At 38.0% G+C, this 19,023-nt stretch carries 21 protein-coding genes; 8 read left to right on the top strand and 13 right to left on the bottom strand.

The window, feature by feature from the left end:
• Positions 1-231 precede the first annotated feature (231 nt).
• A complete protein-coding gene (locus FC748_RS03710) occupies positions 232-696 on the top strand; it encodes a hypothetical protein (RefSeq protein ID WP_108030045.1) in 465 nt (154 codons plus the stop codon).
• Between the two features lie 24 nt (positions 697-720).
• On the opposite strand, the gene FC748_RS03705 is transcribed toward FC748_RS03710, so the two are convergent.
• The gene (locus tag FC748_RS03705; RefSeq protein WP_158497891.1) at positions 721-1,287 is read right to left on the bottom strand and encodes a TetR/AcrR family transcriptional regulator; all 567 of its coding nucleotides are present in this window, start codon (positions 1,285-1,287) and stop codon (positions 721-723) included.
• 107 nt (positions 1,288-1,394) lie between these two features.
• Here FC748_RS03705 and FC748_RS03700 point away from each other — a divergent pair, with 107 nt between their 5' ends.
• On the top strand, positions 1,395-1,919 hold the full coding sequence (locus FC748_RS03700; RefSeq protein WP_025219903.1) for a hypothetical protein: 525 nt from the start codon (positions 1,395-1,397) through the stop codon (positions 1,917-1,919).
• Between the two features lie 316 nt (positions 1,920-2,235).
• On the opposite strand, the gene FC748_RS03695 is transcribed toward FC748_RS03700, so the two are convergent.
• From FC748_RS03695 to FC748_RS03685, 3 genes are all read right to left on the bottom strand, one after another.
• Positions 2,236-3,282 (bottom strand): beta-carotene 15,15'-monooxygenase, encoded by a 1,047-nt coding sequence (locus FC748_RS03695; RefSeq protein WP_108030044.1) that lies wholly within the window; start codon positions 3,280-3,282, stop codon positions 2,236-2,238.
• Positions 3,283-3,326: 44 nt separating this feature from the next.
• Positions 3,327-3,800 (bottom strand): MarR family winged helix-turn-helix transcriptional regulator, encoded by a 474-nt coding sequence (locus FC748_RS03690; protein WP_108030043.1) that lies wholly within the window; start codon positions 3,798-3,800, stop codon positions 3,327-3,329.
• A 152-nt stretch (positions 3,801-3,952) separates the two neighbouring features.
• Positions 3,953-4,843, bottom strand: a complete 891-nt coding sequence (locus FC748_RS03685; protein ID WP_238600153.1) for an AraC family transcriptional regulator — start codon at positions 4,841-4,843, stop codon at positions 3,953-3,955.
• Between the two features lie 112 nt (positions 4,844-4,955).
• On the opposite strand from FC748_RS03685, the gene FC748_RS03680 reads away from it, so the two are divergent.
• Both FC748_RS03680 and FC748_RS03675 read left to right on the top strand, forming a co-directional pair.
• Positions 4,956-5,879: a DMT family transporter gene (locus FC748_RS03680; protein WP_108030041.1), complete on the top strand. Its 924-nt coding sequence runs from the start codon at positions 4,956-4,958 to the stop codon at positions 5,877-5,879.
• 183 nt (positions 5,880-6,062) lie between these two features.
• On the top strand, positions 6,063-7,109 hold the full coding sequence (locus FC748_RS03675; RefSeq protein ID WP_108030040.1) for a Cj0069 family protein: 1,047 nt from the start codon (positions 6,063-6,065) through the stop codon (positions 7,107-7,109).
• A gap of 56 nt (positions 7,110-7,165) precedes the next feature.
• Here the strand turns inward: FC748_RS03675 and FC748_RS03670 are convergent, their stop codons facing one another.
• Positions 7,166-7,798 (bottom strand): LysE family transporter, encoded by a 633-nt coding sequence (locus FC748_RS03670; RefSeq protein WP_024361140.1) that lies wholly within the window; start codon positions 7,796-7,798, stop codon positions 7,166-7,168.
• A 242-nt stretch (positions 7,799-8,040) separates the two neighbouring features.
• Positions 8,041-8,859, bottom strand: coding sequence for a tetratricopeptide repeat protein (locus FC748_RS03665; protein WP_238600152.1), 819 nt, complete (start codon positions 8,857-8,859; stop codon positions 8,041-8,043).
• 296 nt (positions 8,860-9,155) lie between these two features.
• On the opposite strand from FC748_RS03665, the gene FC748_RS03660 reads away from it, so the two are divergent.
• The 3 genes from FC748_RS03660 to nspC all read left to right on the top strand — a co-directional run bounded on the left by FC748_RS03660 (position 9,156) and on the right by nspC (position 12,039).
• On the top strand, positions 9,156-9,344 hold the full coding sequence (locus FC748_RS03660; RefSeq protein ID WP_024361142.1) for a hypothetical protein: 189 nt from the start codon (positions 9,156-9,158) through the stop codon (positions 9,342-9,344).
• 329 nt (positions 9,345-9,673) lie between these two features.
• Complete coding sequence (locus FC748_RS03655; protein ID WP_024361143.1) at positions 9,674-10,903, top strand: saccharopine dehydrogenase family protein; 1,230 nt, start codon at positions 9,674-9,676, stop codon at positions 10,901-10,903.
• Positions 10,900-12,039: a carboxynorspermidine decarboxylase gene (gene nspC / locus FC748_RS03650; RefSeq protein ID WP_024361144.1), complete on the top strand. Its 1,140-nt coding sequence runs from the start codon at positions 10,900-10,902 to the stop codon at positions 12,037-12,039. The genes FC748_RS03655 and nspC overlap by 4 nt, the downstream gene beginning before the upstream one ends.
• Before the next feature lie 65 nt (positions 12,040-12,104).
• On the opposite strand, the gene FC748_RS03645 is transcribed toward nspC, so the two are convergent.
• The 5 genes from FC748_RS03645 to mce form a co-directional block, all read right to left on the bottom strand.
• Entirely contained in the window at positions 12,105-12,593 is a 489-nt protein-coding gene (locus FC748_RS03645) for a chemotaxis protein CheW (RefSeq protein ID WP_108030039.1), read from the bottom strand.
• Between the two features lie 18 nt (positions 12,594-12,611).
• The gene (locus FC748_RS03640) at positions 12,612-13,733 is read right to left on the bottom strand and encodes a M20/M25/M40 family metallo-hydrolase (RefSeq protein ID WP_108030038.1); all 1,122 of its coding nucleotides are present in this window, start codon (positions 13,731-13,733) and stop codon (positions 12,612-12,614) included.
• Between the two features lie 240 nt (positions 13,734-13,973).
• Positions 13,974-14,927, bottom strand: a complete 954-nt coding sequence (locus FC748_RS03635) for a hypothetical protein (RefSeq protein ID WP_108030037.1) — start codon at positions 14,925-14,927, stop codon at positions 13,974-13,976.
• 134 nt (positions 14,928-15,061) lie between these two features.
• Positions 15,062-16,609, bottom strand: coding sequence for an acyl-CoA carboxylase subunit beta (locus tag FC748_RS03630; protein ID WP_025219913.1), 1,548 nt, complete (start codon positions 16,607-16,609; stop codon positions 15,062-15,064).
• A 5-nt stretch (positions 16,610-16,614) separates the two neighbouring features.
• A complete protein-coding gene (gene mce / locus FC748_RS03625; RefSeq protein WP_024361149.1) occupies positions 16,615-17,028 on the bottom strand; it encodes a methylmalonyl-CoA epimerase in 414 nt (137 codons plus the stop codon).
• A 125-nt stretch (positions 17,029-17,153) separates the two neighbouring features.
• Here mce and prli42 point away from each other — a divergent pair, with 125 nt between their 5' ends.
• Positions 17,154-17,249 carry a stressosome-associated protein Prli42 gene (gene prli42 / locus FC748_RS21940; RefSeq protein WP_152490651.1) on the top strand — a complete coding sequence of 32 codons (96 nt, stop codon included), beginning with the start codon at positions 17,154-17,156 and terminating at the stop codon, positions 17,247-17,249.
• A 20-nt stretch (positions 17,250-17,269) separates the two neighbouring features.
• Here prli42 and FC748_RS03620 read toward each other — a convergent pair whose 3' ends face one another.
• Both FC748_RS03620 and FC748_RS03615 read right to left on the bottom strand, forming a co-directional pair.
• On the bottom strand, positions 17,270-18,277 hold the full coding sequence (locus tag FC748_RS03620) for an aromatic acid exporter family protein (protein ID WP_029747083.1): 1,008 nt from the start codon (positions 18,275-18,277) through the stop codon (positions 17,270-17,272).
• A gap of 179 nt (positions 18,278-18,456) precedes the next feature.
• Positions 18,457-18,897: a BrxA/BrxB family bacilliredoxin gene (locus FC748_RS03615; RefSeq protein ID WP_024361151.1), complete on the bottom strand. Its 441-nt coding sequence runs from the start codon at positions 18,895-18,897 to the stop codon at positions 18,457-18,459.
• Positions 18,898-19,023 lie beyond the last annotated feature (126 nt).

Here is a 19,023-nt window from a genome sequence, read left to right as displayed (position 1 = left end):
TTAACCAACTATAGTTTTTAAGTTAACACATTCTTTTTCCTTTTGTAAATGCCTTTTTTGCATTTTTACATAAATGATTCAGATAATGCTTTTTCCGAGGGTATTCTATCCTAAATTTCACTCGATTGATCGGAGATTCACCCCGTTTTATCAACGTTGGATTATTTCCCAAGAAATATTAAAGGGTTTTTATCATAGGTTGTAGTATTAATCAAAACAGGGGGTGGCAAAATGTTTGGACTATTTAAGGAGACAGATAAAAAGCTAGATACATATGAACAAATGAGCAGTATTTTAAATACTTTGCTTACTTACGAAATAAGAGATTTACCGTTGCGTTATGAATTTTGGTATCGTGTAGCTATTCGGCAAGAAGAATATCGAACATTGCAAGCAGAACATCGAGAAAAAATCTCAATGCATACGGCCATAGGAAGGTTTCATCAAGTTCAATATGAGGATACGAAACAGAAGTGTGCAAAGCTTGAACGACTGGCGGATATTTATAAGTTATTGTGTATCGAGGAAGAACGTCAAACAATGAATCACCGTCTATCTTTCCACAAGGAAGCAATAGAGGAAGTTTATAGGCATGTGCAAAGGAAACACCTTTATACGTATAGCGACGCCGTACAACGTCAATTTTGGGATGCCGTTAGTGAAGACATACTAAAAGCAATTGCCCATCTAGATTAACACTAGATGGGCAAACCACTTGATTTATAGTTTTAATACTTTATCTATTTCTTTTTCAATTAAACATTGAAGTCGCACTTTATCCATTGGTACTAAGCCCATTAAAACATGCAGGGCAAGACCATCAATAAATGCATGTAAATGAACAATTTCATCGTGTAGTACTAGTCCATCTTGCAGTAAATTTTGTTGTTGTAAATAAGCAAATATCTTTTCAATACCGCTCAATATATTTTCTTCTGACGCTTCTCCACTTCGCACCTTATAAGAAACAAATTCTAGCCAAACTTGCATTTCAATAATATGTTGTTCAGAGATTGGCACGAGCTCCAAAAGTACTGCTACAATAATTTGCTTAATTGGTAGTGGCTTTTGTAAATGCTGGGCAATACGCTCATTTACTTGCTGCTCTACTAACTCCATCGCAAATACGATTAATTCCTCATGCGTGTTAAAATAGTAACGAACAGCACCTAATGATAAATTTGCCTCCTTTGCAATTGAACGTACTGTAGCACCTCTAAGTCCATCCCTAGCAATTACATTCCACGTGGCTTTCGCGATACTCGCTTTTCTTTCTTCATGATTCACTATTTTTGGCATACTTCAAGTATAGACTATTTTAATACATTTGTATTATTTAAAACTTTATGGTAATTTTATTTAATACAACCGTATCAAAATAATGGAGGGTTTTTATGATTGCTTGGATTATCGCTGCAGAAATAGCATTTTGGATTGTCATATTAATAGCTTTGGTTTGTAGATACCGTTTTAACAAGCCAAAACTAAGCATTTTCTTTTTTGCCCTTACACCTGTTATAGACCTTCTATTAATCTTGCTAACTGCTATGGACTTAAAAGCTGGTACGCCAGCATCCGCTTCTCATGGTATTGCCGCTATCTATATAGGTGTCTCGATTGCCTATGGGAAGACAATGATTACATGGGCAGATGAAAAGTTTCAACAATGGTTTTTAAAAATCCAGATAGAAAAACAGCGGTTAACAGGATTGGCGAAAGGAATCCATGAAGTAAAAATGCTCGGTTTACATGTTCTCGCCTACATTATTAGTACTAGTTTATTGTATGCGATGATTGTATTTATTGGTCAACATACCGATACGTCTTCCCTACTACAAGTGATGAAAATTTGGGGGATTGTTTTAATAATCGATGCCGTCATTAGCCTTTCTTATGTCATTTTCCCCGGCAAAAAATAACAGTCGTGTTCTCTTGCCCCTTGCATGTGGAAAGGGATTGGTTGGATAGGTATTAATCGTGCAATACATAAAGATGTATTTAATAACAAAGCAATTACTAACCTTATAATTTCCAATCCATCCCCTTAGCTATAAACACAGCTAGAGGCTGGGACAAAAGAGAAAAAGTGTTAGATTGATAGCAGTCAATCTAACACTTTTTTGCTGCGCCGTTATTGTCCGCTTCGGCGGTGCTTTCCGCTCAGCGCAGAATGCGCGCTTCTTACGCTGTGTGCGTTCTGTGCAGGAGTCACCGCGTCCCAGCCTCTTTAGCTGTTTACCATTCCCCTTTATTTTCCTCCATACCTTGGCGTAATATGTCTCTTAATTCCTGTACTTGATCGACTTTGATTGCCACTTTGTTATAACGCTTTTTCAGACCTAACATAAACGTTACTTCCACCGGTTCTTTCATCTGCAATATCATGTGAGGATAGGCTTCTCCAAAGTCACGTGCAATAAAATCGATTGTATCTTTCGATAATTTTTCTTTTAACAGTTCTGGGTTTTCTTCCACTTTTTCAATCGCATCGAAGCGAATGGTCGCTCGCTTCATTAAACCTAAAGATAAATATAATGAATCAGAGGTTGCGTAAATAGGATTTAAGCGAATTGCCTGCATATCAGCTATAAAAAATAACACAGAGTAAATATTTATAATGAGTAATAAGATGGATAATAGCATGGATTTCTCATGAAGCCACCAGTGGATACCAATAGTCTCTATCACGATGGCATGAATCATCATTATCTGAAAGGCGATATAGCTAGAGTTTTTATGTAACGTTAATCCCGCCCGCTCTTTTCGCTTCCAACTTGCAAACCCGTAGTAAAGAACGAGTAAATCTGTACAAAGCATCTGTATAATCCGATACTTTGGAGCATGTTTTTCAACTGCTTGTGGAAAAGAAAAAATATCTGGTAAAGAACTTGCCCGCACATCTGCTATAATTTTAGGTAAGTAATATACTAACGTTGTAACAAATAATAGTTCGGTCACGATAAGTGCCCCTTCAATTGCAAATCCAGCCCATGTCACCGCCACATACGGTTGCAAATGATCCATTGGAATAATGAAGCGTGCTGCAATACAACCTGTTGCGGCCAAAACAATCGCATACTTAATAGAAAACTTTCGTTTATACAGCATAAATAGCACTGGTATTACGACGATAAAGTCGAGTAATGAGCCAAATACAACGCCCGCTGTTTCTGCTGGTAAAATGGACATACCTAATCCTGTATTATAAAGCGAGTAGTTGCTAATTAATACAACGACTAAAAACGCCATCCAGATGTTTTGTTTCTTTTTTAAGACCATCATTTCGAATCTCTCCTTTAACTATTAGACTGCTACACGTAATGACATCACTCTTTTCTTATTTCCTCTACCATGCCTTCTTTCAAAACAATGTTATTTAATTTTTGAATAATCTCCTTCAATTGGACTAATTCTGATCGTTCAAGTTTCGAGTAATACTTGGCAATAATATAGCGCTTAATTTCTTCTTCCCGCTTGAAATACTGATTACCCGCTATATCTAAGTGGACAAAAATTTCACGGCGATTTTTGGGGTTAATTTGTCGGATTACATATCGTTGATCTTCAAGTTTACTTACGAGTTGACCAACAGCACTTGAAGTAATATTCAAATAGTGAGCAATTTGTCCAATGGTTACACTTTTATTTTTATGGATAAAATCCATAAGTATCATTTGCTTTGTAGACAAATCATCTGTTACTAAATGCTGATGGACTTTTATAAAATGGCTATCCATCGAGTAAATCGCATCGTTAATTTCCTGTACGAGTTTATATAATGCGTCATCATGTTGGTCCATACAAAATCATCCTTTAAGTTAGGTTAATAGTTAAGTTAACTTTAATGTTAAGTTTATTTTAAAATAGAGTGTATCATTTGTAAACAATTTACAAGGAAAGCAAAGTTTTTAATGTATGAGCATGTCATGAAATATTCACTTTTCTCCGAACACTACGTATTGCTCTGTTCAACTAAAAATTTTTTGCGATACGCATGTGGTGAATAACCCGTATATGCTTTAAAACGCTCAATATAGTAACTAACTGTACTAAAGCCTGTGTCTGATGCAATAAACGTGATGGGCTTGTCACGATCACGCAACAACTCCATACTTTTCCTTAAACGGTAATGGGATAGATAGGTAAATGGTGTCATACCGACTACTTTTTTAAAAAAACGACTGCATTCTGCCTTGCTGATAAACACATGTGCAGCTAATTTTTCCAGGGTTATTTTTTCTTGATAATGACGATGAATGTAGTCAAGCATGTCTTTTGCACGCTCATGTTGCACGATCATAGAAGCATGTATCGTTTCCTCAGTAAGCTTCGATTGCATTAAAATAGCCTCCCAAATCGATAATAATCCCCTCCATACCTGAAATTCAAAAAAGGCATTTCGTTCTTTTAATAATTGGGCAACACGTTCTACAGCTTGTGCTAGCTCACCAGAAAGCTTAACAAATGGTAGTCTATTATTGGCTATATATGGTTGCACATATTTAGTTATCAACACACTGCCTTCATGACCGCCTAAAAATTTCGGATCAACATTTATACAAAACAGCAACGACTGGTCCACCTCATTTGGTTTTGCTTCATGTAAACATGCTGCATTGACAAATAGCCCTTCTCCCGCCTCAAGCAGTATGATGTCCGCACCTACACGATAGTTGACACGTCCACTTTTGACATAGACGAACTGTATTTCTTTATGCCAATGTAATGGCAAAAAATCCAACCGATCTACTTGTAATGTCGTTTCGTATAAAGCAATTGGAAATGCATTCGAACCATGTATCGTTAATTCTTGTAAATCCTTCGCTACTTTAATATGCGTCAATGTCAATGCAAACACCTCAATATATTGATAGTTTAAACCGTTAATACGATATTTTTTACAATGAAAATTATATATTATTTTTTTATATTGATAGTTTAGGAGATGTTAGAAAATGAATCAACAACATAAAAAAAACCGTGCTTTTGGTTTTATGCTTGTCATTCTTGGTGCAAGCTTTTGGGGAATTGGCGGAACAGTTGCGCAAAAACTATTCCAGCAAGAACATATTGAAGTTGGCTGGCTCGTATCGAGCAGGCTGCTTGTTGCTGGTATCTTGTTAATCGCCATTTACAAAATAACACATCGTCACCAATCCATTTTTGTTATGTGGCGAACAAAGCAAGATGCATTCAGACAAATTCTCTTTAGTCTACTTGGTATGCTTGCTGTGCAATATACATATATGATGTCCATTGCAATCGGAAATTCTGCTGTAGCGACTTTATTACAGTATTTAGCGCCACTTTTCATTATCAGTTACTATATTATTAAAAAATACAGTAAACTCACCAAACAAGATGGCATTGCTGTATCACTTACACTAATCGGTACGATTTTATTGCTGACAAACGGTTCATTTTCCACGTTTTCTGTCCCATTTATGAGTGTATTTTGGGGTGTGTTATCCGGTCTGGCTGTCGCTTTTTATACATTGTATGCCGTGCCGCTTTTACAACAATTCCATTCTTTACTTGTAGTCGGTTGGGCGATGCTCATTGGGGGTGTCACCATGAGCATATTCTATCAACCATGGCACATTGAGCTATCGACCTGGACATTTGCGACTACTACTTATTTTTTCTTTATCATTATTTTTGGTACGATGCTTGCATTTTGGTTTTATATTGCCAGTTTGCATTACCTATCCCCAAAAGAAACAAGCTTACTTGGTAGTTTGGAACCTTTAATGGCCGTCATCACAAGTGTTCTTTGGCTGCAAATTCCATTTGGGGGCTTCCAAATGATTGGCACATTACTGATTCTATGCATGATTTTATATCTTACAGTGTTTCAGAAGAAAAACTTAGAATTGTAATTTAAAGCCAGTTTAATAGTAAATAACTCCGAAATTTGACTATTCAAAAAATAATTAGTCGAAATCTACTATACGAGAACATTTTCACCATGAAATTATATATAAAATTTACATATTTCGTATATCTTTTCTCCTTGTTTGTCCAGTATACTAAAAAATATCAAGAAGTTAAGGAGGCTATATATGAATAAAAAAGTTATTTTCTTCGAAGTACAAGGCGGCACTGACAAGGGACCTGACGGCTACAGACTTGATACAATGCCGATGGTCAATGCACTTAAACAACGTGGACAAGATGCGGAAGTAATATTTTTTGAGGTAACAAAAAAGGACGAAATTTTTGACTACGTAAAAGAAAATGGCGTTTCCTATGTATCTCGCATTAATCCTGGTAATTTAGAACATGAGGAAGAATATTTCGAAATGCTACGAGAGTTATGTGCAGCAGGTGTGATTGGCATGCCTCATCCGGATGCAATGATTGGCTACGGTTCGAAAGATGTATTATCGAAATTAGTGTCTACCAATTTAGTACCAGATGATACATTTGCTTATTACACGATTGAGGCATTTAAAGCACAATTCCCTACTTCCCTTGCACTAACGGAACGTGTCTTAAAACAAAATCGAGGTTCAACTGGCGAAGGTATTTGGCGAGTAAAATTAGTCGAGCCCCTTGCTGCTGGCATAACAGAAGTACCTCTTGATGCCAAAATTAAATGTACTGAAGCAAAAGATAATCATGTAGAGTATTGGGAGCTAGGTGCATTTATGACGTTTTGTGAGCAGTACATTACTGGCACAAATGGAATGTTAATTGATATGCGTTTCCTTCCTCGTATTACTGAAGGCGAAATCCGCTTATTTATGTTGCGTGACAAACCAGTTCACGTGGTACATAAAAAACCAGCCGATACTGAAGATGCCTTTAGTGCTACACTTTTCTCTGGTGCGCAATATCGCTACGATAAACCAGAGGATTGGGAACAACTTGTACAAAACTTCTTAACACAGTTACCACTCGTTACCAACTTATTAGGTAATTATGATTTACCACTTATTTGGACAGCCGATTTTATGCTAGATACAAATGAGGCAGGCGAAGATTGCTATATTTTAGGTGAGATGAATTGTTCTTGTGTAGGCTTTACTTCTGAACTCGCTTTGGCACATCAAGTAGCGGAAGAAATAATCGCTTGCATTGAGGAACATCGCACAATTCCAGCATAACGATGATGACAACCTAAAAAGGCATTGAGAATCTACTTCTCAATGCCTTTTGTCGATTATCTGTACATTTTAATTCCTTGAATAAATTCATAAATAAAGTAACCTGCGAAACCAATTAATAACACGCCTGATATCATTGTCAGGGTTTTAATCATTTTTCGACTCATCGCCTTACGTGTAACCGAAACAATGGTCATCAAACCTATGTCGTGCAGTAAAATACCGCTAAGTATACCAGCAGCTATTACTAGGAAACTTGCTGACTCTCCTTTGTCATACGATTTTGCTAGAACTACACCGAATACATTTACCCAAAAAACAAGGTTTCCTGGCGAAATGGCTACCAGAAGCCCGTTGCGATACGATGTGAAAAACGATTTTGTTACCTTTTCACCCGCTAGCGTAATGTCTTGATCGGCATTTTTGATAGAATCTAACCCAAGTAAAAACAAGAAGCCGGCGCCAATAATCCACATAGGCAGCTGAATTAGCGGCATAGCTAATATAGAAGCAAGCCCCATATACAGAGCAAAAACTAATACTACATCAACCGTCATACCGCCAAGCCCTACTGCCCAGCCATGCATAAAGCCATTTTTTAGCCCCTGCTTGGTCATTTCGACCGTGATGGCACCTACAGGCATTGCTATAGCAAGCCCTACTAATACATACGCAACATATAAACTCAAACAAACACTTCTTTCATGCAATAAAATAAGCTTCTTACGTCCGTTTATAATCCTATTCTAGCATAAAAATACAGAAATGTAGTGCCTGCCACTCAAAAAATTTATAAATATACAAGTAAACATCTACTGAAACGCCCGTCGTTAAGCATATTTACTAAGTGCCAGTCACTCAAACAATTCATAAATATACAAGTAAAGCCTGCATAAACGCCCGTGGAATACTATGATTAAAAAGCTCGTCCTTATAGCATTTGTTTCTTCCACTGTGTTAGTAAATCCTCTGACTTAGCGATGTCCACCTTTAACGCCACTTGCTTAGCAAAGCAGCGTTTTTTGGCTTTCGACCAAGCTTCCTCTAGTGCCGGTAAGTAACTTAAATTTTTGGTAGCTGCAACTAACTGGAAAAAGATATTCCCTTGAATATAATACCAACGAGCATTCATGCCATCTAGCTGAATCGCCTCTTCAATGAGACGAAGTGCCAAATACGGGCTCTCTTCCATATGATTAATAAATTGCGCAAATGCTCCCCAATACAGTGCTATATTCGGTTGTAATTTAATTGCTTCCGCATATTGTACCATTGCTTTATCAGGCTCTTTTGCGAGTACAAAATATTCAGCCATTGTATAGTAAGCATTTGCTTGCGCTTCGATAGACCCCGCTAATAATTCATCTACCACTCGACCAAATTGCTCATCGTCCTGACTGCCAATATAGGCACTAAGGACATCACGCTCTGGATACGATCCATCCGCACGTTCGACACTTTGCTTCACATTATCTGCAGTGTGGACTGGCATAGTAGCATAGCCATTAGCCTCTAAAAGTGCCACATGCTGTTGAATAATAGGATAAGAATCATCTGCTTCAAATGATTCGTTCTTTAATAATGCCTTCGCCAAGCTATAGCTTTCTTTCACTTGTCCACTGACAAATAATTCATTTATTTGTTGTACTTGTTCATTAAATTGATTGATCACGATAAAATCCTCACCTTCACCAAAGAGCTTTCTTATTGGTAGTTTACCATCTTTAGAGCGAAAAACAGCAATAATCATAAAACCAATGCATTCTTATGCTGTTTTTTTAATATAAATAATGTCAGCCTACTTGCAACACCATGAAGAATAATCGGTTTCAAGCGCATTGCAACGTCAGCTTCAAAAAGCACCATTCATCATTCATAGAAAAATAACCATTATTTCCATACGAAATTTAGATAAATCCCTCCATCTTTCAAACTTTTTCACATAATAATAGTTATTATTTGGATATTTTTCTGAATTATGAGATAATTGAAGTAAAATATTTTCATCTTTGGGGCAAGTAAATTTTATTTTAGGAGGGGCTTGCTATGAATAAACGTTTTCATCTGTTATTACTTATTATGGGCAATTTATTAACACTTGGAGCCATTTTTATTTATGCTGTGCAAAGTCAAGTGCAAGTGGCCTTCAGCACCTATGGCCTCGTGATGGGATTATTAAGTACGCTGTTAATCATTATTTTTTATTTATGGGGCGATGCAGAACCCCACCTTTGAGTGCCAGTCACTCAAACAATTTTTAAACAATTTAAGGTGCATGACTACCAAGTAAAAATCCATGGAGACTTCTGCTATCTACGCTAAAGCATAACCCAATAACTCAACTATGAGCGTTTTTGTAACCTATGTCGTGCAGGCCAGAATACGCAGTGGATTTTTACGCGTTAGGTGCTCAGCTATCAGGGTATCCTCCACTAATTACGGCTAATAAATGTTGAAATAAAAATTTTTTTGTAGAAATTTAAAAACAATGATTGAGTAGTAAATCAATTTTCTGTATAATCAGCTTGTTTGACAATACTTTATATGAACTTGGGGGTAGACAATTGGGTAAAGCATTGATTATAGGAGCTGGCGGAGTAGCCAGTGTTGTGGTACACAAGTGTGTTCAAAATTCGGACGTATTTGAGGAAATTTGTATCGCAAGTAGAACTGTTTCAAAATGTGACGCTCTAAAAGAAAAACTAGACGGCGGAAAAACAAAGATTCATACTGCACAGGTAGACGCTGACAATACAGATGAATTAATCGAACTTATTAAAAGTTTCGGACCAGATGTTGTCATTAACGTAGCGTTACCTTATCAGGACTTAACGATTATGGATGCTTGCTTAGCGACAGGTGTGCACTATGTGGATACTGCAAACTACGAGCCACCTGAAACGGCAAAATTTGAATATAAATGGCAATGGGCTTATAAAGAGAAGTTTGAAAAAGCTGGCTTAACGGCATTACTTGGTAGTGGTTTTGACCCTGGTGTAACAGGCGTTTTCACAGCACATGCTCAAAAACATGAATTCGACGAAATCCACTATATCGATATCGTAGATGCCAATGCTGGTGACCACGGTTATCATTTCGCAACAAACTTCAATCCAGAAATCAATATTCGCGAAATTACAGCGAATGGTCGTTACTGGAAAGAAGGCGAGTGGATTGAAACAGCACCACTTGAGAAAAAAGAAGTGTATAACTTACCAGAAATCGGGCCAAAAGATATTTACCTGTTATACCATGAAGAATTAGAATCAATTGCTAAAAACATTAAAGGTCTAAAGCAAATTCGATTCTGGATGACATTCTCTGAAAAATACTTAACACACTTAAAAGTATTAGAGAATGTAGGCATGACTTCAATTGAACCAATCGAATTCGAAGGGCAAATGATTCAGCCAATCCACTTCTTGAAAGCCGTATTACCAGATCCAGCATCATTAGGACCACGTACAAAAGGTAAAACAAATATCGGCTGTATTATCCGTGGTTTAAAAGATGGCAAGGAAAAAACGTACTACGTGTATAACGTATGTGACCACGAAGCGTGCTATAACGAAGTTGGTTCTCAAGCGATTTCTTACACAACTGGCGTACCAGCAATGATCGGTGCAATGCTTGTTATGAACGGTCAATGGCAAAAACCAGGTGTCTGGAACGTAGAAGAATTCGATCCAGATCCATTTATGGATGCATTAAACAAATGGGGTCTACCATGGCAAGAAAGCCATAACCCAGAATTACTTGACTTAGAGATCGAAGCGAAGGAAAGTAGCCGATGAAACCAATTGATTTCACAAAAGTTCCATCACCTTCTTATGTAGTGGATGAACGACTATTAACAAAAAATCTTGAGCTTTTAAAGTCGATACAAGATCGTACGGGCTGCCGTATTTTACTTGCTCTAAAAGGGTTTTCTATGCATTCAACATTCCCTTTAGTTGGTGAATACTTAGCTGGGATTACATCAAGCTCACTTTTTGAAGCCCGTCTTGGCTATGAAAAAATGGGCAAAGAAGTTCATGTTTATGCTCCTGCTTATGTAGAGCATGAAATGGACGAGCTTCTTGGCTATGTTGATCACATCGTCTTTAACTCTTTCAACCAATGGGCACAGTACAAGGATAAAGTAAAAGCTGCTGGCAAAACAATTGAATGTGGTATTCGTGTTAATCCTGAGTACTCTGAAATAGAAACAGCACTATATGATCCTTGCTATACGAACTCTCGTCTTGGTACAACATTAGCTAACTTCGACAAATCTCAGCTTGACGGTATTGATGGCTTACACTTCCACGCAATGTGTGAGCAAAACTCTGATACATTAGAGCGTATAATTGAAAAAGTCGAAGAAAAATTTGGTGATGTTTTACACCAAATGAAATGGCTAAACTTTGGCGGTGGTCACCATATCACACGTGAAGATTATGATGTAGAAAAACTAGTGAATATCATTAATTATATTCAAGATAAGTACAATCTCCTTGTGTATTTAGAGCCTGGTGAAGCAGTAGCACTGAATACAGGCTACTTAGTTGCAACGGTTCTTGATATTCAGAAAAATGGCATGGACTTAGCTATTTTAGATACATCGGCAACTTGTCATATGCCAGACGTACTTGAAATGCCTTACCGTCCGATGATTATCGGGTCAGGTCAAGCAAATGAGCTAGCATACACATATCGCCTTGGTGGACTTACATGCCTTGCAGGTGATGTTATCGGTGATTACTCATTTGAAGAACCTCTAAAACCAGGCGATCGTCTTGTCTTTACAGATATGGCCCACTACTCGATGGTTAAAAACCATATGTTTAACGGTGTCAACCTACCATCTATCGTTTCATATAACGATGAAGAAGGTATTAAAGTCATTCGTGAATTTAAGTTTGAAGACTATAGCGGTCGACTTTCTTAATCCAAATGAAAACCCCCTCCAACATTGGAGGGGGTTTTCATGTTATTCCTTTTGTTTATCAAAACTTATGCTTCTACGTTTTCTTTTTCATTTTCCAGCATTTTGTGCAAATAATTGATAATTTCTCGAATGCCATCTAAAGAATTTACAAGAATTTTAGGGTCTACATACGTAATCATACGGTTTTCTAAATTGGCCACTGCCGTAAAGTAACGTGTTTTGGAATAATTAACAAGCCCCATTTGCTTTAAAATGGACTCCTCTAAATCAAGAATTTCACGTGCCTCTGTTACGAGCAAGCCATAGTTCACGACATCCGTATTGAGGACAATAATACGTGCTGTAGCCGCATTTGACGAACGATTATAGAGAATACGTTCAAAATCCAATACAGGAATTAGCTCTCCTCGATTTCTTGTAAAACCTAATAAATAATTTGGTAAATGTGGAATGGGCGTTATTTGCTCTAATTTTTCAATTGAGATTGCTTGCTCCACCGGTACTGCATATTCTTCTGTACCACAAGCGAAAACTACTGCCTTTACACTTTCCATTAGGTCACTTCCTTCTTTTTAGCGCTCGTGTTTAGCTGACTCTTTCACAATTTCCACAAGTAAATCTGCTAGTTTTTCTAATTCTTCTACAGGAATCTTTTCATTTGTTGTATGAATATCTTCATAGCCTACTGACAAGTTCACAGTAGGGATACCAAAGCCTGCAATAATATTGGCATCTGATCCGCCACCAGATATACCTAGTTGTGGCGAGCGGTCAATGTTGCGGGCTGCTGCCATTGCTACTTGAACGACTTTGTCTGACTCTGTAACACGGAAACCAGGATACATTAGTTTCACTTCTATCTCTGCACGTGCACCCATTGCAGCGGCAACTTGTTCGAACGTATCTTGCATATGTTGAGTTTGGGCATCAAGTTTTGTCTTATCAATAGAGCGTGCTTCTGCTAAAATCGTTACTTCATCGCACACTATATTCGTTGCTTGACCACCTTCAAAGCGACCAATATTAGCTGTTGTTTCTTCGTCCAAACGCCCAAGCTTCATTTGTGCAATACATTTTGACGCAACTGTAATCGCTGACACACCTTTTTCAGGAGCAACGCCTGCATGCGCTGTTTTGCCGATGATTTTAGCAAAAATTTTCGCTTGGAATGGCGCTGCTGTCACGATTCCACCTACTTTGCCATCACTATCTACCGCAAAGCCGTATTTTGCACGAATAATTGAAGGGTCCAATTCTTTCGCCCCCACAAGTCCGCTTTCTTCTCCTGCTGTAATGATGAACTCGATATCACCATGTTCGATTTGCTGTTCTTTTAAGCGTTTTACCATTTCAAACATCGCTGCTAGACCCGCTTTATCGTCTGCGCCTAAAATCGTTGTGCCATCAGAAACGATATAACCATCTTCACGTAGAGAAGGTTTAATGCCCTTTCCTGGTACAACTGTATCCATATGAGAAGTAAAATAGATTGGCTCAATGTCTAATGAACCTTTTAATGTCGCAATAATATTGCCAGCTCCATGACCATTTCGAGTATGTGCATCATCTTGCACTACTGTAAAACCAAGTGCTGTTAATTTGTCGATTAATACCGGCGCAATTAGTTGTTCATGTTTTGTTTCTGAATCGATTTGTACGAGCTCAAAAAACTCTTCTACTAAACGACTTGTCATGTTGTAAGACTCCCTTGATTTACGTGTTTTCCACGTCATAATATAAGTATTAGTTTAGCACAATGACTGAAGAGTTGGAATAATACGCTAGTAGTAACTTCTTTATTTTGTCTTTTCATTCCGTAGAAATCCATGAATCGTTGGTAACCCTTTAGCAAGCGCCCTAGCGTTTATAGCAAAAAAGTGTTAGATTGCTCACAAGCAATCTAACACTTTTTCGCTTTTGACTCGGCTTCGTTGTTAAATTTGTAAAATCGCCTTTTTTTCTTTCTGTAATTCTTCTAAATGAACTACTGCTTTATGATGTTTTTCCTGTAAACGTCTAATCGTATTATGTACGTCATCTTGTACACGGGATACTTGCTCTCTTGCTGTTGATATTTTTGAATGGACTGACCAAGCAGAAAAAATATCATCAAAGAAATAATCCGCAAATTTTACAAAACCGTCTGCCTCCACATGTAATGACTGGGTAGACAAATCTTGGACATCAAGCAATTCATTATGAAAACGTTGCAAGGCAATTTGAGCATTGTGAAGATAGCTTTCGGTTTTATCAAGCGCATCATGCTTTAAATGTGTGGCAATAATGCCACCTCCAAAAAACGTATCCCATGTAGAAAATCCACCCGCTGAATGCAGTGACGCTGCTGCCTGACCTAATTTAGTTAGCGCAATATCCCCTGCCTCTTCTGCTTCCGTTATCTCAAGAATTAGCTGCTTCGTCATCACTTCTTCATTCGCAAGCTGTTCCAATTTGTGCGCATATTCAGGCTCGTGTAGTTGAAGATAGCTTTGCTTTTTTTCTTGCAAACGACTTAGCGCTTGTTGCAATGGTTTTTCATTCGATTGGTTGAGCATGTGATTCACTTGCTCCAGGTCGATTGTTAAATCATGTAGCATTTTTTTGGCTTCATTGCTTTTCAATTCCAAAATTGCTGCTTTATCGACTTTCTCCGCTCTTAGCTCATCTTGCTGCCCTGTCCAAGTTCGAATCATATTCATAAATGAAAAACCTTCGAGCTTATCAAGTTTGATTCGAATTTGATTGAGTTCTATAGAATGTTTGGAAATTTCCTGCCTTGCATGCTCGATTTGTCCTTCAATTAAAAGCTTTTTTTCACTTAATCTATTAACATTTCTTAGCTGGGCATGAAGTTTTTCCTGCTCAGACTGTAATTGTTGCCACTCCATTCATCTCAACTCCCTTACCTATTTGTACGGGTGAGTCGCCATAATGTTTCAATTATCTGTCATTTTTTGAATATATTTTTTAGTCGTTCCATTTAAAAAACCCAGCAGCCAACTGGCTACTGGGTTTTTCCAACTTATAGTGGAATGTTTCCGTGTTTTTTCTCTGGACGCGTTTCGTGCTTGTTTGACAACATATCTAGAGCTTGAATAAGTTTGATACGCGTATCACGAGGATCAATAACATCGTCTACCATACCACGAGATGCCGCAACATAAGGATTTGCGAATTTCTCTTTGTACTCTTCAATTTTTGCTGCACGAGTTGCTTCTGGATCTTCAGACTTCGCAATTTCACGTGCAAAGATAATATTTGCTGCCCCTGCTGCACCCATTACTGCGATTTCAGCGTTTGGCCAAGAGAATACTAAGTCAGCACCGATTGATTTAGAGTTAAGTGCAACGTACGCACCACCATATGCTTTACGTAGAATAACTGTAATTTTTGGTACAGTTGCTTCAGAGTATGCATAAAGGATTTTCGCACCATGACGGATAATACCACCATGCTCTTGTTTTACGCCTGGGAAGAAACCAGAAACGTCTTCAAATGTGATAATTGGCACGTTATAAGCGTCACAAGTACGAATGAAACGAGCTGCCTTATCTGAAGAATCGATATCAAGACCACCAGCTAATACTTTTGGTTGGTTACATACAAGACCTACAGATTCACCAGCAATACGTGCAAAACCAACTACGACATTTTTCGCAAATTCTGAGTGAACTTCCATGAATGAACCTTCGTCCACTACTTGTTCTACAACTTTACGCACATCATATGGACGCGTTGTTTCGATTGGCACAGTATCCACGATTTCTGGACGGTAATCGTCACCTTCTGGTCGTGGTTGACGCGGTGCTTTTTCTTTATTATTTTGTGGTAAATAGCTTAATAATTGTTTAATTTGATTGATTGCCGCTTCTTCAGATGGTGCACGGAAGTGAGCGTTACCACTTACTGCATTGTTTACTTTTGAACCACCTAGGTCTTCAGCAGAGATTTTTTCGCCTGTTACTGTTTCAATTACTTTTGGTCCAGTAATAAACATTTGAGATGTTTTATCAACCATTAAGATAAAGTCTGTGATAGCTGGAGAATAAACAGCTCCACCCGCACAAGGTCCCATAATAACAGAGATTTGTGGAATTACTCCAGAGTAAATCGCATTACGGTAGAAGATGTGTCCGTAACCATCAAGAGAAAGAACACCCTCTTGAATACGCGCGCCACCTGAATCGTTAATACCGATAAACGGTGTGCCGTTTTTAGCTGCTAGATCCATTACTGTCGCCATTTTTTTAGCGTGCATTTCACCAAGCGCTCCACCAAAAACAGTGAAATCTTGAGAGAATAAGTAAACTGGACGTCCGTTAATTTTACCAAAGCCTGTTACTACACCATCGCCAGGGCCTTCCATTTTGTCCATACCGAAGTCTACTGTACGGTGTGTAATGAATGGGTTAATCTCGAAAAACGTACCTTCGTCTAGTAATAATTCAATACGCTCACGAGCTGTTAATTTACCTTTATCATGTTGCTTTTCGATGCGTTCATAGCCACCGCCAAGCTCAATTACCGTCTTACGATCATATAAGTCATTAATTTTGTCGAACATATCCATACTAATCACTTTTCCCCTTTTCCACTTTTATCGCATAATTCATATAACACACCGAAAGATGATTTAGGATGCATGAAAGCAACCTCTGCGCCACCTGCACCTGGTCCTGGCTCTTCCGACAAAAGACGCACGCCTTTTTCACGAAGTTCTGCCATGCGTTCACGAATTCCTGTTACACCGAATGCAACATGGTGAATGCCTTCGCCACGTTTTTCGATGAATCCGTGAATAGCGCTTTTGTCGCTCATCGGTTCAAGTAACTCAATTTTCACATTGCCAGCGTCAATAAAAGCAACACGAACCTGTTGAGATTCAACCTCTTCCACTTTCAGCAACTTTAAACCTAAAGTTTCTGTATAATATGTAATGCGTTCATCTAGATCGCGCACTGCAATCCCAATATGGTCTACTCTCTCCATGGTGACATCTCCTTCTGTTATGGTACATAACCTATTTTACAGATTTTTTTGTCAAAACTCTACTACTTGAGAAATTTTTCAGATTTGCTAAACTATTTATAAGAAAAGAAGGAGCGAACGAGCATATGAGTAATAAAAAATTTCAAAAAGTCGTTGTTTATGCCATGATTGCCATCATGGTCATCTCATCTCTTGCATTCGGTTTATCAATGCTAGTTTAAGAAAATGCAAAGCGTCCACGCTACTGTGGGCGCTTTCTTTCTACCTTTAAACCCTTAAATGATTGCTTTATTTCTAAATACCGATCCATTTCTTCAATGAATTGATAAAGCGCTGCTTGCGCAATAAACTCTTGATGGTTTGTAGGTAAAGGTAGTTTCGCAAAATCTCTTTTCGCTAACTCTAATTTTTCCCTATAACGACCTGCCGTATTTCCAGAATGGACATGCTCCCCAAGGTCTTGGACAAAGTCTGCCACAATTTCCGCCTCTTGTACTATAACAGGTAATGCCGTTATTTTCGGGAGAACACGTTCAATAATTTCAAGCTGTTGCTCACGCATATCGAAATAGACATAATAGTCATTTTGTCTACGAGTAAAATGATTTTCTACATCTTTAAAGGCTAATGATTTTGCATCATTCAACGTTTTGACTGCTTGAATCAGTTCTTGTCCATCCCATAACGTATCACCCTGTCTTAAATAGCTGGCAATTTCTAAAAAAATCTTACTGTACAGTTCCTCTATTTTAACTCTATAGTAATTTAATTCCTTTTGAATGTCTGGCATATACATATTAATGGCGATTCCCGTACCATAACCAATAGCCATTAAGGCTAACTCATTCGTTACCAAATCATACGAAAAGCCCTTAGCTGCGTAAATATGCATAATAATCACCGCACTTGATACAAAGCCATCTGCTACCTTTAACGAAACAATCGTCGGTATAAACAATACAAGCATTCCTGCTAATGTTAACGGGTGATAAGAAAATAGCTCAAAGCTCAAAAATGCATACAGCATTCCAATAATGCTTGCGACAAAGCGAGTATAAGCAGCATGAAGGGATTTTTTCTTTGTTGGCTGCACACATAGAATCGTTAGAATACCGGCTGAAGCATATGAAGCCAATTCAAAATACTGCGCAATCGCAATGGCGATTGCTGCTCCGACTGCTGTTTTTAATGTACGATAGCCGATTGAAAATTTCTTCAAGTCGACTGCCTCCCATCCTGCAGCATTCATAACGAATAGTTATTCATTAGAAGCTCATCTTATCTATTTAAACTTTTATTGTGTTGCACATATATTTAGCCAATATTACAAAAATTCCAAAAGGATTTGACTAAAGTGTACTAGTCACTTTAGTCAAATCAATAAAAGCTAAACTTATGTTGAGCGCACCATGTAGGTGTTAATAAACTTTATAGCTCTTCACAATATTCTTCAAAATTTGCTTGTAAGTTTGTCACTACTGACATTGGATCATGGCCTTCGATTTCATAGCGACCTACTTCTGCTACGACTTGTCCATCTTTTAAAAGAACAAATGATGGAGAAGATGGTAAGTGGTCTTCACCGAAGTGATAACGAGCAGCTGCTGTCGCTTCTTTATCTTGACCTGCAAAGACAGTAACTAAATGATCTGGTCTTTTATCGTAATGCACACATTGTGCTGCTGCTGGACGAGCAATGCCCCCTGCACAGCCACATACTGAATTAACCATAACCAATGTTGTACCTGGACGAGCAAACGCCTCTTCAACAGCTTCAGGCGTGCGTAATTGCTCGTATCCTGCAGCCTCAATTTCTGCACGTGCTGTTTTTAAAATTTCTTGCATAAATAAATCGTAATCCATATTCATAAAGCGATAGCTCCTTTCAATTTCGCGCTGTCTTCATTTGCTTTGCATAACTTTAGGTTGAAAGCGCTCATACATCTCCTATCATAGCAGTAAGTGATGCTTTTGTGCACCTACATGCTCATATAA

This window comes from Lysinibacillus sphaericus (assembly GCF_005217585.1).
GTDB classification, from domain to species: domain Bacteria; phylum Bacillota; class Bacilli; order Bacillales_A; family Planococcaceae; genus Lysinibacillus; species Lysinibacillus sphaericus.
Note: the sequence above shows the minus strand (reverse complement) of the source record. Positions and strands in the feature narration are given on the sequence as shown.